This is a genomic window from Aeromicrobium phoceense, assembly GCF_013868155.1.
In the GTDB taxonomy this organism is placed as follows: domain Bacteria; phylum Actinomycetota; class Actinomycetes; order Propionibacteriales; family Nocardioidaceae; genus Aeromicrobium; species Aeromicrobium phoceense.
In genome coordinates this window covers 2298382-2311133 of the sequence record NZ_JACEOG010000001.1, presented here as the reverse complement: position 1 = coordinate 2311133, position 12752 = coordinate 2298382, and the positions used below count along the sequence as shown (strand labels likewise).

The 12752-nt window shown below is 70.4% G+C and carries 13 protein-coding genes; 10 read left to right on the top strand and 3 right to left on the bottom strand.

All coding sequences use genetic code 11. The annotated features are described in order from the left end of the window. The first annotated feature begins 157 nt into the window (after positions 1-157). On the top strand, positions 158-1999 hold the full coding sequence (locus H1W00_RS11190; RefSeq protein WP_181755773.1) for a phosphoenolpyruvate carboxykinase (GTP): 1842 nt from the start codon (positions 158-160) through the stop codon (positions 1997-1999). Between the two features lie 46 nt (positions 2000-2045). On the opposite strand, the gene H1W00_RS11185 is transcribed toward H1W00_RS11190, so the two are convergent. Next, positions 2046-2969: an EamA family transporter gene (locus H1W00_RS11185; protein WP_181755772.1), complete on the bottom strand. Its 924-nt coding sequence runs from the start codon at positions 2967-2969 to the stop codon at positions 2046-2048. 109 nt (positions 2970-3078) lie between these two features. Next, positions 3079-5052 carry a peptidoglycan DD-metalloendopeptidase family protein gene (locus tag H1W00_RS11180; RefSeq protein ID WP_181755771.1) on the bottom strand — a complete coding sequence of 658 codons (1974 nt, stop codon included), beginning with the start codon at positions 5050-5052 and terminating at the stop codon, positions 3079-3081. Positions 5053-5247: 195 nt separating this feature from the next. Between H1W00_RS11180 and H1W00_RS11175 the strand changes: the two genes are divergently transcribed. Both H1W00_RS11175 and H1W00_RS11170 read left to right on the top strand, forming a co-directional pair. Next, positions 5248-5778: a copper resistance CopC family protein gene (locus H1W00_RS11175; protein WP_206680007.1), complete on the top strand. Its 531-nt coding sequence runs from the start codon at positions 5248-5250 to the stop codon at positions 5776-5778. After that, positions 5765-7726 carry a bifunctional copper resistance protein CopD/cytochrome c oxidase assembly protein gene (locus H1W00_RS11170; protein WP_181755769.1) on the top strand — a complete coding sequence of 654 codons (1962 nt, stop codon included), beginning with the start codon at positions 5765-5767 and terminating at the stop codon, positions 7724-7726. Before H1W00_RS11175 ends, H1W00_RS11170 begins: the two co-directional genes overlap by 14 nt. A gap of 79 nt (positions 7727-7805) precedes the next feature. On the opposite strand, the gene H1W00_RS11165 is transcribed toward H1W00_RS11170, so the two are convergent. After that, positions 7806-8423, bottom strand: coding sequence for a superoxide dismutase (locus H1W00_RS11165; RefSeq protein ID WP_181755768.1), 618 nt, complete (start codon positions 8421-8423; stop codon positions 7806-7808). A gap of 118 nt (positions 8424-8541) precedes the next feature. On the opposite strand from H1W00_RS11165, the gene clsA reads away from it, so the two are divergent. The 7 genes from clsA (at position 8542) to ftsR (ending at position 12741) form a co-directional block, all read left to right on the top strand. Then, entirely contained in the window at positions 8542-9294 is a 753-nt protein-coding gene (gene clsA, locus H1W00_RS11160; protein ID WP_338072882.1) for a cardiolipin synthase ClsA, read from the top strand. After that, positions 9291-10094, top strand: coding sequence for a DUF881 domain-containing protein (locus H1W00_RS11155; protein WP_181755767.1), 804 nt, complete (start codon positions 9291-9293; stop codon positions 10092-10094). The genes clsA and H1W00_RS11155 overlap by 4 nt, the downstream gene beginning before the upstream one ends. After that, positions 10091-10423 carry a small basic family protein gene (locus tag H1W00_RS11150; protein WP_181755766.1) on the top strand — a complete coding sequence of 111 codons (333 nt, stop codon included), beginning with the start codon at positions 10091-10093 and terminating at the stop codon, positions 10421-10423. Before H1W00_RS11155 ends, H1W00_RS11150 begins: the two co-directional genes overlap by 4 nt. Beyond that, positions 10416-11105 carry a DUF881 domain-containing protein gene (locus H1W00_RS11145; protein ID WP_181755765.1) on the top strand — a complete coding sequence of 230 codons (690 nt, stop codon included), beginning with the start codon at positions 10416-10418 and terminating at the stop codon, positions 11103-11105. The genes H1W00_RS11150 and H1W00_RS11145 overlap by 8 nt, the downstream gene beginning before the upstream one ends. Positions 11106-11128: 23 nt before the next feature. After that, entirely contained in the window at positions 11129-11506 is a 378-nt protein-coding gene (gene gcvH / locus H1W00_RS11140) for a glycine cleavage system protein GcvH (protein WP_181755764.1), read from the top strand. 96 nt (positions 11507-11602) lie between these two features. Beyond that, a complete protein-coding gene (locus H1W00_RS11135) occupies positions 11603-12028 on the top strand; it encodes an FHA domain-containing protein (protein ID WP_446678467.1) in 426 nt (141 codons plus the stop codon). Continuing rightward, complete coding sequence (gene ftsR, locus H1W00_RS11130) at positions 12025-12741, top strand: transcriptional regulator FtsR (RefSeq protein WP_181755763.1); 717 nt, start codon at positions 12025-12027, stop codon at positions 12739-12741. Before H1W00_RS11135 ends, ftsR begins: the two co-directional genes overlap by 4 nt. The last annotated feature ends 11 nt before the right edge of the window (positions 12742-12752 follow it).

The following is a 12752-nucleotide window of genomic DNA, read 5'->3' as shown; positions in this document are numbered from 1 at the left end:
TTCCCCACAGGGCCCGCCGGAGGATGGCACCGAAGGCGCGGTAGGGTCGCGGTAATCTCCGGGATCGTGCCGTCGGAAATGTCCGTCGGCGCGGGACGGAACATCGACGGGACCGGACCGGCCGGCGGGCTGGTCCAGGAGAGGAACAGGCAGACCGATGGTCGACGTGGACAAGGTCCTGGACGAGGCGGGGTTGAAGAACCCCCACGTCCATGAGTTCGTGAAGCACTGGGCGGGGGTCACCCAGCCCGATCGCATCGAGGTCGTCAGCGCCAGCGATGACGCACGGCTCCTGCAGGAGGCGCTCGAGGCAGGCGAGCTCGAGCCGGCCGGTGAAGGTCTCTACTACTCGCAGAGCTACCACAAGGACACGGCGCGCTCCGAGGAGCGGACGATCGTCGCCACGAGCGACCCGGCCGACAAGGGCGTCTACAACAACTGGCGTCACGCCGACGAGATCAAGCCCGTGGTCATCGGCAACATGACGGGTGCCTCGCAGGGCAAGACGATGTACGTCATCCCCTACCTGATGGCCGCACCCGGCTCGCCGCTGGAGGCCTACGCCGCCGGCATCGAGCTGACGGACAACCGCAACGTCGTGCTCCAGATGATCCGCATGGCTCGCGTGGGCGTCGACCTGTTCGAGAACCTGAACGACCCCGAGAGCTTCGTGCGCGCCGTGCACGTCACGGGCGACCTGGAGAACCTCGGTCAGGGCACCCCCGACGACAAGCGCTACTTCGTGACCGTCGCCGACGAGCGCACGATCCTGCACTTCGGCTCGTCCTACGGCGGCAACGCGCTGCTGGGCAAGATCGCCCACGGCCTGCGCCAGGCGAACTGGGACGGCTGGGCCTCCCGCAAGTTCCTCGCCGAGCAGTACATGCTCATCGCGATCCAGGACAAGGAGACCGGCAAGAAGTACCACATCGCCGGCGGCTTCCCGAGCGCCTCGGGCAAGACGAACCTCGCCATGATGGTGGCCCCGGGCGTGCTCGGCGACCGCTACTACGTCGAGTTCTTCGGCGACGACATCGCCTGGCTGTGGGTCGGCGACGACGGCAAGCTCTACGGCATGAACCCCGAGTTCGGTGTGTTCGGCGTGGCGATCGACACCAACGCCATTACCAACCCGAACGCGCTCGCCGCGGTCCGCGAGGGCACCGGCGCCATCTTCACCAACACGGCGTACAACGTGAACACCCACGAGACCTGGTGGGAGGGCAAGTCGCCCGACTACCCCGAGGACGTCGAGGGCTGGCGCGACTGGAAGGGCCACCTCATCTCCGAGCGTCCGGCCGACGAGCAGCGCTCGAAGGCCCACGTGTGGGCCCACCCGAACTGCCGCTTCACGTCGACGATGACGAACGTCCCGAACGAGTCGCCCGACTACAACGACCCGGCGGGCGTGCCGATCGACGGCATCATCTACGGCGGCCGCACGCGCGACCGCGAGCCGCTGATCCGCGCGATCGAGGACCCGGCCGAGGGCGTCTACGACGGCCTGACCCTGGGTGCCGAGGCCACTGCCGCGGCCGAGGGCGTGGCCGGCCAGCTGCGCTACGACCCGATGTCGATGCGTCCGTTCCTGGCGCTGCCCGAGGGCCGCTACGCCCAGCACTGGCTCGACATCCTCGACCAGGTCACCGACAAGCCGCTGTTCGCCCACGTGAACTGGTTCCAGCGTGACGCCGACGGCGGCTACCTGTGGCCCGGCTACAGCGAGAACCTGCGCGCCCTGCTGTGGATGATGGACTTCCGCGAGGGTCGTGTCACCGGCACGAAGACCCCCGTCGGCGTCGTCCCCACGAAGGACGAGCTGAACCTCGAGGGCCTGGAGATCGACGACGCCACCCTCGACCAGCTCCTGTCGATCGACGTCGACCGCTGGAAGCAGGAGATCGGCCTGCGCGAGGAGCACCTCAAGCAGTTCGGCGGACTGCCCGAGCGCATCTGGGAGGCGCACCGTCGCGTCGCCCAGGACCTCGACGAGGCCTGACGCACCGAACGGAGGGGCCCCACCGCATCGCGGTGGGGCCCCTTCGTCATGCCGGTCGCGGCCGCTCGGCCCGGACCACCAGCGCGACCCCGACCACGACGATCGCGCCGCCGGTGACGATCGCGCCGGTGAGCGGCTCGGCGAGGATGAGGGCACCCAGGAGCACGGCTACCACGGGGTTCACGTAGGCGTAGGTCGACACCAGCGAGAGCGGCGCGTTCTGCAGCAGCCACACGTATGCCGAGTAGGCGACGATCGACCCGAACACCACGAGGTACCCCAGCGCGATCCACGACGAGGTGGAGGCATCGCCGAAGTCACCCAGACGCTCTCCGCTCACCGTGCCGATCACCAGGAGCGCGATCGCGGCGGCCAGCATCTCCCACACCGTGGCGACGAACGGGTTCGCCGGCATCGGCATCCGCTGGGACATGAACGAGCCGACCGACCAGCTCAGCGAGGCGCCGACGATGATCAGGATGCCGGCGGTGGGGCCACCGGCGCCGCCACCGGGGAGCACGAGCACGGCGAGACCGACGAAGCCGACCAGGACCCCGGCCCACGTGAGCAGCCGCGGGCGCGCGCCACTGGCGAAGCGGAGCAGGATCAGCCAGAGGGGAACCATGGCGACGAGCAGCGCCGCGATCCCCGAGGGCACCGTCCGCTCGCCGAGCACCACGCCACCGTTGCCGCCGCCGAGCAGGAGGACGCCCACGATCGCCGCTCCCCGCAGCTCGCGCGGGCGGATTCTCAGCACTCGCGGACCCGACCGGAGGGCGAGGAACGTCCCCATCAGCACGGCGGCGGTCAGGAAGCGGGCTCCGGCCGAGATCAGCGGGGGCATGTCCTCGACGACGACCCGAATCCCCAGGTACGTCGATCCCCACGCGACGTAGACCACCCCGAGCGCGCACCACAGGGCGGCGGGGGAGACGTCGGCTCGCTGGGTGGTGGTCGGCTGCGTTGTCATGACCGTCCTGTCCTCGTGGTCCTGACATCCATCCAACCGCGACGCTCCGACAGATCTCCAGCGGTTCACCGCCATCACCCGCAGGGATCCGGCCAAACCTCCGCGTCGGTCAGGCGGTGGGCAGCGACCAGGCGTTGCCGCCCTCGGCCTTGAGCCCCAGGGCGCGGGCGCGCTTGGCGACCCAGGCCTGCTCAGCCTTCTTCAGCGAGCCGAGCTCGAAGCGCGTGCCCCAGCCGAAGGGCGAGGTGCCGGGGATGTCGACGAGCGTGCCCTCGGGACCGCGCTGGATCTGGCCCACGATGTCGCGGTACCCGGCACGGAACTCCAGCGGCTCGTCGAACTTGCCCCGGAAGTCGGCCGCGAGCCGCTTGGCCCGCTTGGCGACGTCGCAGCGCAGCATCGTGTCGCCGGTGGCGCACAGGACGCCGCGGGGAACCTGGCCGTTGCTGTAGCCGCCCCAGCCCTTGCCGGCGCCGCTGTTGGTCAGGTACTGCACGAGCACCGGCATCGGGTCGATGAACTTGCCGTCGACCTGGATCTCGAAGTGCAGGTGCGGGCCCGTGGAGTTGCCACGGGAGCCGACCAGGGCGATCTCGTCGCCGGCGTTGACGGTCTGACCGTCCTGCACGAGCACCTTGGAGGAGTGCGCGTAGCGCTCGGCCGTGCCGTCGGGGTGCGACACCGTGACGAGGGTGCCGGCCCAGCCGATCTCCTCCAACTTCACGACGCCGCCGCGGGAGGCGTAGATCGGGGTGCCGGCGGGTGCGGCGAGGTCCTGGCCGGTGTGGGTGGACTGCCACATGCTGCCGCCCATGCCGAAGCCCGCCGAGATCGAGTACGTGCCCTGCTTGAGCGGGAAGGTCCAGCCCTGGCGCGTGGCCGCGGTGGCCTTCGTGGCGTTGCAGACGGTGGTGGGGGAGGAGGCGGTGCCCTTCGGCGGCGTGTTGCGGCCCGTGCCGAGCGAGGGGCGGGTGATGGCGTAGGGCTTCTCCGGAACGCTCGAGACGCCCACCTGGGCGCGGGTGGCCGGAGCGTCGATCATCCGGCCGCCGCCGATGTAGACGCCCACGTGGTGCACGCCGGAGGCCTTGTTCGCCGAGAAGACGAGGTCGCCCCGGAGCATCTGCGCCTTCCGGACCTTGACCGTGCGGGCGTACAGCTGAGCCGGGGTGCCGCTCAGGTCGTAGCCGCCCTTGACCTGCAGCAGGCCGCCGCAGCTCCAGGCGCCCGAGGCGTTCCTGGCCGCGTAGTCGTCGCCGATCCGGCCGACCAGCGCGTTGATCATGCGGATGGTCTGGGCGGGCAGCACCTCGACGGTGGTGGAGCCGACCGTGGCCCTGCCGACGCCGCGCGTGGCCTTGAGGCGTCCCGCCGGCGGGGCCTTGACGCCGAGCCGGGTCAGCTGCCGGGTGTAGCGCTTCCACGCCGTGGTGGAGGCGGCGTTCCAGGACTCCTGCTCGACGCGGGTCTGGGGCAGGCCCGCGGGCGTGGACGAGGCGCCGAGGCCGAGCTGCTTCGCGATCTTGCCGACCTGCTTGAGCTGACGGGCCGCGCTGGCCTCGGCCTTCTCGGCGATCTTGGTGGCGCGGTCGGCGCGGGCCTGGAGCACCTGGGCGGCGTCGAACGCCCGCTTCGCGTCCCCGAGGTGTCCCTCCTGGGCCTCGGTGACCTGCTCGGTGCTGAAGATCCCGGTGATGAGGTCCTCGGGGTTCTCCGCCGCCGCGAGCGCCGTGAGCTTCTGGGCGAAGGGGTCGCCGTTCGGCGACATCGCGTACTCGACCACCTGGGCCACGTAGGCCCGGGCGATGGTGCGCTGCCGGTCGGCGTCGCGCTGGCGCTCGACGGCCTCCTTGCGGCGGTCCTCGGCCACGCTGAGGTTGGCCTCGTAGCGCAGGGCGAGGGTGGTCAGCTCGGTGACGGCGCTCGGCGCGATCGCGAGCGGATCGGGGACGTCCAGCGAGGGCGTGGAGGCGCTCGGCCCGGTGGTCGGGGGCGGCGTGGGGTCGACGGCCTGAGCGGCGGTCGGCACCGCCAGAGCGGCGAGCGTGACCGTCACTGTCGCGATGACCCGAGTCAGACGCACGTGTGACACCTCCACGGGTGAGTGAACCACGTGCTCCAACCTCCTGTTCACACAATCCCCCTCAGTCACTCTGGTCGTGCCATCGGCTCTGGTCCCGAAGGGCCAGAAAGCCTCCGAACAACCGCCGGATAGGCTGAAGGAGTGCGTCTGACTTCTCTTGTGCTCCTCGTCACTGCGGTCATCCTCGGATGGTCGGTGCCTGCCCGAGCGCACACGTCCCTGATCTCCTCGGACCCCACGGACGGAGCTCGCCTGGAGGCCGTCCCCGAGCGAGTCGTGCTGACCTTCACCGAGAACCTGCGGGAGCCGTCGGAGGTGGGCGTGAGCGTCGACGGGAAGGCCGTCGATGCCGAGGTGCAGGTCGACGGTCCGCGAGTCGTCGTCACGCCGTCGAGTGAAGCACCCGATGGCGCGTACGAGGTCAATTATCGCGTCGTCTCGGTAGATGGCCACCCCATCATCGGAACCACCCGCTTCACGGTCACCGATCCCGACGCCGTCGCCAACGAGGCGCCGGCCGACGAGGGAACCCCCACGACCGTTCCCTCCGAGGAGATCTCGGCCGATCCCGCCGATCCCGCCGAGACCTCGGCCGACGCGAAGGACGACTCGGTGTGGTCCTCGCCGCTGGTGCTCGGCGCCCTCGTGGTCGTCGTGGTGCTCGCCATCGGCGGCGCCACCGTGCTCCGCCGCCGCTCGACGTCGTCCGACGATGACCGTCCCTGACCGCCCGGGTCTCCCGTTCGCCGCTGCGGTCGGCGGCCTGGGCCTGGTCGCGCTCGTCGCTGTCGTCGTCCTGAGCGGCGCCAGCCCGCAGCCCGTGCCCGTGGGCCTGCCCGACCCCGGGCCGGTCGTCGGATGGGCCATCCCGATCTCCCGCTTCCTGTCGAACCTGCTCGCCACCGCCACGGTCGGCTTCCTGCTGGTGGCCGTGGTGCTGCTGCCCTCGGGCGACCGGCTCGAGGGTCTCTCGGTGCAGGCGGTGCGGATCGCGTCGCGCACCGCGTGGGGCTGGCTCGTCGCGTCGCTGGTCTTCTACTGGGCCAACGTCGCCGATCTCTACGCCCGCCCGATGCACGACGTGGGCATCGGCCAGCTGTGGGACTTCGCCTCGGTCTTCGCCACCGGCCGCGGTCTGCTCGCGCAGGCGCTCGCAGCGCTCGTCGTGGCGCTGTGGACCTCCTGGACCTTCTCGGTGCGCCAGCTCGCCATCTGCGTGGGCGTGGCGCTGCTGGGCATCTCCGCGGTCGGGCTCACCGGGCACTCGGCCTCGTCCGGCTCGCACATGCTCGCGACCGCCACCCTCGTGCTGCACCTGGTCGGCGTCGTGCTGTGGGTGGGCGGCCTGATCGCCCTGGGCTGGGTGGCGCTGCGCCGCAGCCGACGCCTCGAGGACGCCGTGGCCCGCTACTCGACCCTCGCCGCATGGTGCTTCGTCGTGGTCGCGGTCTCGGGCGTGGTGAGCGCCTCGGTCAACCTCGGCTCGCTCGGGGGACTGGACTCCACGTACGGGGTCCTGGTGATCCTGAAGGCCGTCGCGCTCATCGGGCTCGGGGCCATCGGCGTGGCCCAGCGGCGGCGGCTGCGCTCGCGAGGCGCGGGCTTCGCGCGCTTCGCGATCCTCGAGGTCGCCCTGATGACCGTGACGTTCGCGCTGGCGGTAGTCCTCGGCCGCACCGCCACCCCGGTGGGGGAGGACGTGCTCACCACCCCGGCCGAGCTCCTGCTGGGCCGCTCCCTGCCGCCCGAGCCGACGGTGACACGGATCCTGTTCGGCTTCTACCCCGACGGCATCGGCCTGGCCGTGGTCGGCTTCGGCACGGCGCTCTACGTCGCCGGCCTGCTGGTGATGCGCCGTCGCAACGACTCCTGGCCCGTCGGCCGCACGATCAGCTGGTTCCTCGGCCTGACCATCGTCGCGTGGGCGACGTTCGGCGGGCTGGGCCAGTACTCGAGCGTCGCCTTCAGCCTGCACATGGTGTCGCACATGATGCTGTCGATGGTGGCGCCGATCTTCCTGGTGCTCGGCGCCCCGATGACCCTCGCCCTGCGCACGCTGCCCGGCCCCCGCCGCCCCGGCGAGCACTCGCCCCGGTCGCTGCTGCGCGACGCCCTCCACTCGCGGGTCTCCCGCTTCTACACGAACCCGATCGTGGCGGCCGTGATCTTCCTGGGCACGCTCTACGCCGTCTACTACACCGGCCTGTTCGAGTCGATGATGCGCTCGCACACGGGTCACGCCTTCATGGAGCTGCACTTCCTGCTCTCGGGCTTCCTGTTCTACTACGTGATCATCGGCGTGGACCCCTCGCCGGTGAGACTCAGCCCGCTGGCCCGGTTCGGAGTGCTGATGCTCTCGGTGCCGTTCCACGCCTTCTTCTCCGTGGCGCTGATGTCCTCGAACGTCGTCATCGCCGAGTCGTACTACCAGGCGCTCGAGCGTCCCTACCTCACCGATCTGGCCCAGGACCAGTACCTCGGCGGCGGCATCGCCTGGGCGATGGGGGAGATCCCGCTCCTGCTGGTGATCGGCGCGATCTTCGTGCAGTGGTTCCGGTCGGACTCGCGCGAGGCCACCCGGTCGGACCGTGCCGCCGACCGCGACGACGACGCGGCCCTCGAGCAGTACAACGCCTACCTGGCCGGCCTGCGCGACGACGCCTCGCGTCGCTGACGCACCCCGGACACACCACTGCCCGGTCACCTCGCGGTGACCGGGCAGTCGTGTGGTTCGCCCCGACCGGGGCAGCGGGTCAGAAGAGGATCTGGCCGCCGCTGGTGGCCGCGGTGAAGCGCTCCTGGGCGTCGGCCCAGTTCGCGATGTTCCAGAACGCCTTGACGTAGTCGCCCTTGACGTTGAGGTAGTCGAGGTAGAACGCGTGCTCCCACATGTCGAGCTGGGAGATCGGGATCAGCGTCGCCGGGATGTTGGACTGCTGGTCGTAGAGCTGGACGATGACCAGCCGCTGACCCAGCGTGTCCCACGCGGTGATGGCCCAACCCGAGCCCTGGATGCCGAGGGCGACCTGCTCGAACTGCGCCCGGTAGGCGTCGAACGAGCCGAAGTTGTCCTCGATGGCAGCAGACAGCTCACCGGTCGGCTTGTCGCCACCGTCCGGCGAGAGGTTCTTCCAGAAGATGGAGTGGTTGATGTGGCCGCCGAGGTTGAACGCGAGGTTCTTCTCGAGCAGGTTGATCGTGCCGAACTCCTGGACCGAACGCGCTTCCTCGAGCTTCTCGAGGGCGGTGTTGAGGCCGTTGACGTAGTTCTGGTGGTGCTTGCTGTGGTGCAGCTCCATGATCTTGCCGGAGATGTGGGGATCCAGTGCCCCGTAGTCGTAGGGCAGATCGGGCAGGGTGTAGTCGGCCACGCGTCCTCCTGGTCGTTGTGAGTGAAGTCCTCGTTGGGTACAAGTCTCAGTCTGTCAGTTGTGTTCCCCGAGGCAAGGTCGGCCCGGATCGCGGGACCCCCGCCGGTAGGCTGTGGCCGTGGCAGGCAAGCGCGTTCGCCGGATCGAGGGCGAGGAGGAGATCGAGGTCGCTGCGACCTCCGAGGCCGACTCGCGCTCCGAGCGAGCCGATCCCGCCCCCGCCCCGGTGGAACCGTCGCCCGAGGCGCGACCCGAGTCGCTGCCGAAGGCCGCGCAGGAGCCCACGCCCGAGAAGCCCTCGCTCAGCGGCGAGCTGTTCACGGTGCCCAACCTGCTGAGCGCCATCAGGATCCTGCTGGTTCCCGTCTTCCTGTGGCTCGTGCTGGTCCCCGAGGCGGACCTGCTCGCCATCGGCGTGCTCGTCGTCTCGGGCATCACCGACTACCTCGACGGCAAGATCGCCCGCGCCACCGGCAAGACCACCCGGCTCGGCGCGGTCCTGGACCCCGTGGCCGACCGGCTCTACATCCTCGCGGTCGTCGTCGGCCTGGGTCTGCGCGACATCATCCCGTGGTGGCTCGCCGTGATCCTGCCGCTGCGCGACGTGGTGCTGTTCTCCCTCGTGCCGTTCCTGCGCACGCGCGGCTTCAGCGCCCTGCCGGTGCACTTCCTGGGCAAGGCCGCCACCGCCGGACTGCTCTACGCCTTCCCGCTGCTGCTGCTCGGCGACGGTGACGGCGCGGTGGCCAACCTCGCGCGCGTCTTCGGTTGGGCGTTCACCATCTGGGGCGTCAGCCTCTACTGGTGGGCGGGCATCCTGTACGCCGTGCAGGTGCGGCGGCTGCTGGCCTCGACCCCCCGGTCGCGATGAGCGAGCGGACCGACGAGGCCTCCTCCGTCCGGGAGGCCGAGTCGATCCTCGACCGGCTCGCGGCCACGGCGCTCGACGACGACTACTACGCCGCCCACGACACCGCGCCCGGCCAGGTCTCGAAGCTGCTCGCCGGAGTCGCCGTGGCGGTCTTCGCACTCATGATCACCGTGGCTGCCGTCCAGACCCGCATCGACCGGCCGGCCACCGAGGTCGAGCGCAACGCCCTGATCGAGAACATCCGCGTGCGCGAGGACCTCGTCGCGAGCAAGCAGGAGACCGTCGAGGGGCTGCAGGGCGAGATCGCCGACCTCCAGGCCGAGTCCGTCGTCGACGGTCCCGGCACGGAGGCGCTGCGCGTCGCGGCCGGGTCCACGGCGGTCGTCGGCCCGGGCATCGAGCTCACGGTGGAGTCGTCCGCCAACGAGGACCGGCCCGGCGGCGAGCTCTCCGACAGCGACGTCCAGCTCATCGTGAACGGCCTGTGGCTGGCCGGCGCCGAGGCGGTGGCCGTCGGCGGGCACCGGCTCACGTCGACGTCGGCGATCCGCTCGGCGGGCGAGGCGATCACCGTGAACTACCGATCGGTCACCGAACCCGTCGTGATCGAGGCGATCGGCGACCAGGAGACCCTCGAGAACCAGTGGGAGCAGGGGCCGTCGGGCCGCTACCTGGCCGCGCGTGCCGAAGCCGATGGCATCAGGTTCGCCGTGCGAGGATCAGACGATGTCGAGCTGCCCGCTGCGCCTGAGTCGCGGCTGAGGGTCTCGGCCGAACCCCTGAGGAGGAGCGCTTCGTGATCCCGGTCATCGGTCTCGTGGTGGGTGTCACGATCGGCCTCGTGCTGCAGCCCACGGTGCCCACCGCGCTCCAGCCGTACGTGCCGATCGCCATCATCGCCGCGCTCGACGCCGTGCTCGGAGCCGCGCGCGCGTTCCTCGAGGGTCGCTTCGACGACCGCGTCTTCGTGGTCTCCTTCGTGTCGAACGTGGCCATCGCGTCGCTCATGGTGTTCCTGGGCGACCAGCTGGGCGTGGGCTCGCAGCTGTCCACCGGCGTCATCGTCGTCCTGGGCATCCGGATCTTCGCCAACTCCGCCGCCATCCGCAGGCTGATCTTCCATGCGTGACCTCCGCAGCCGCTCGGCCTGGATCGTGGCGCTCCTCGTGGGCCTGCTGGCCTTCACCATGACGGTGCAGTGGAGCCAGGACGACGAGACCGACGACTTCAGCGGGGTGCGTGGCGTCGAGCTGGCCGAGCTGCTCAAGTCGCTCGACGCGACCAACACGCGGCTGTCGCAGCAGATCGAGACCCTGCGTGGGTCCCGCGACGACCTGCGCGACTCCAGCGAGAGCTCCGCCGAGGCCCGCAAGGCCGCGGTCGAGCGCGCCAACTCCCTGGCGATTCTCGCCGGCACCGTCGGTGCCGAGGGATCGGGCATCGAGATCTCGATCACCGCCCCGGCGGGCGCGGTCACGGCCTCGGTCCTGCTCGACGCGGTGCAGGAGATGCGTGACGCCGGCGCCGAGGTCATCGCCCTGAACGGCGTGGCCCGCGTGGTGGCCCAGACCTGGTTCCTCGACGACGACGCCGGGGGCCGCGTCAGCGGCCGCGTGCTCAAGCCCCCGTACGTGATGGAGGTGATCGGCGACCCCGAGACGCTCGCCGACGCCGTCACCTTCCGCGGCGGGCTCGCCGATCGCGTCGAGAGCCGCGGGGGAGACGTCTCGGTCGAGAAGCGCCAGCGCCTGCGTGTGACCGCTGTGGCTGACGCCCCCGAGCCCCAGTACGCTCGACCCGCGAACGACTGATCGCCTGAAGATGGAGGACGAGCATGATTCCTGAGGACCTGTTCTACAGCGCCGAGCACGAGTGGGTGCGCGTCGAGGGCGACGTCGCCATCATCGGCATCACCGACTTCGCGCAGGACCAGCTCGGCGACATCGTGTACGTCGACCTGCCCGCCGAGGGCGAGTCCGTGGACGGCGGCACCGTCGTCGGCGAGCTGGAGTCCACCAAGTCGGTCTCCGACGTCTTCACGCCGGTCTCCGGCGAGGTCATCGCCCGCAACGACGCGCTCGAGGCGACCCCCGAGGTGATCAACTCCGATCCCTACGGCGAGGGGTGGCTCCTGAAGGTCCGCACGAGCGAGGACGACGTCACGTCGGGCCTGCTCACGGCCGAGGCGTACTCGGCTCTGGTGACCGGCTGACCGGTCGGGTCGCGGGTGTTAGGTTTGGGGTCGAAGGAACTTTGAACCCCCACTTGAGCAAACCTTCAAGCTCTACTTGAGACGGAGTTGATCGCGGTGACGACGCCGGACGGTTTCGATGAGACGAACTTCATCCCGGTCATCGACGCCGACACCGAGGAGATGTCGGCCGGCGACGTGTTCGCGGTCGAGAACCTGCAGGTCGGCAACGCGATGCTCCTCGTGCAGCGCGGCCCCGACGCCGGCTCGCGCTTCCTGCTCGACCAGGACGTCGTCTCGGCCGGCCGCCACCCCTCGAGCGACATCTTCCTCGACGACATCAGCGTCTCCCGCCGTCACGCGACCTTCTCGCGCCGCGGGAGCGGGTACGTCGTCACCGACCTGGGCAGCCTGAACGGCACCTACGTCAACCGCGACCGGATCGACGGGGACATCCCGCTCGCGGGCGGCGACGAGGTCCAGCTCGGCAAGTACCGCCTCATCTACTTTCCCGGCACCGTGGCCTCCGAAGGTGGTCAGTGACCACGAGTGAGGCCGGGCGCGAACCGCTGCTCGGCATCTCCCAGGTGATCGCCGAGCTCTCCGGCGAGTTCCCCGACATCTCGCAGAGCCGCATCCGCTACTACGACGAGCAGGGTCTCGTCGAGCCGCGCCGCACGCCCTCGGGCTACCGCAAGTTCAGCTACGGCGACGTCGAGCGGCTGCGATTCGTGCTGCGCATGCAGAAGGACCGGTACTGGCCGCTGAGCCACATCCGGCAGGTCCTCGACCAGATGGACTCCGGCGAGGTGCCCGACACCGAGCTGCGCGCCACCCTGCGCGTGCCGCAGGTGACGCTCGCCGCCGACGGCACGCCCACGCCGCAGTCGGTCACCGAGGGCGGCGGGGCCACCCGCATGACCCGCGAGGAGCTGATGGACGCCGCCGGGATCGACGCGCAGACCCTCGACCAGGTCGAGGAGTTCGAGCTGATCCGTCGCCGCCCCAACCAGCGGTACTACGACACCGACGACCTCGTCGTCGCGTCCCTCGTGGGCCAGCTGGCCGAGCTGGGTCTCGAGCCGCGGCACCTGCGCGGCTTCCGCAGCGCCGCCGACCGCGAGCTGGGCCTGCTCGACCAGGTCGTCCCGCCGGCCACCCGCCAGCAGTCCGGTGCCGCCGCCACCCTCGCCGAGCTGGCCGCGCTCACCGTGCGCCTGCACACGGTGCTCGTGCGCGCCGGCCTGCGTTCCTGACGGGGAGGTCG

Excerpts from the sequence above, each read along its gene's own strand:
- H1W00_RS11185 (WP_181755772.1), bottom strand. The coding sequence starts at position 2,969 with ATGACAACGCAGCCGACCACCACCCAGCGAGCCGACGTCTCCCCCGCC.
- H1W00_RS11170 (WP_181755769.1), top strand. The coding sequence starts at position 5,765 with ATGACCGTCCCTGACCGCCCGGGTCTCCCGTTCGCCGCTGCGGTCGGC.
- H1W00_RS11190 (WP_181755773.1), top strand. The coding sequence starts at position 158 with ATGGTCGACGTGGACAAGGTCCTGGACGAGGCGGGGTTGAAGAACCCC.
- gcvH (WP_181755764.1), top strand. The coding sequence starts at position 11,129 with ATGATTCCTGAGGACCTGTTCTACAGCGCCGAGCACGAGTGGGTGCGC.
- H1W00_RS11145 (WP_181755765.1), top strand. The coding sequence starts at position 10,416 with ATGCGTGACCTCCGCAGCCGCTCGGCCTGGATCGTGGCGCTCCTCGTG.
- H1W00_RS11155 (WP_181755767.1), top strand. The coding sequence starts at position 9,291 with ATGAGCGAGCGGACCGACGAGGCCTCCTCCGTCCGGGAGGCCGAGTCG.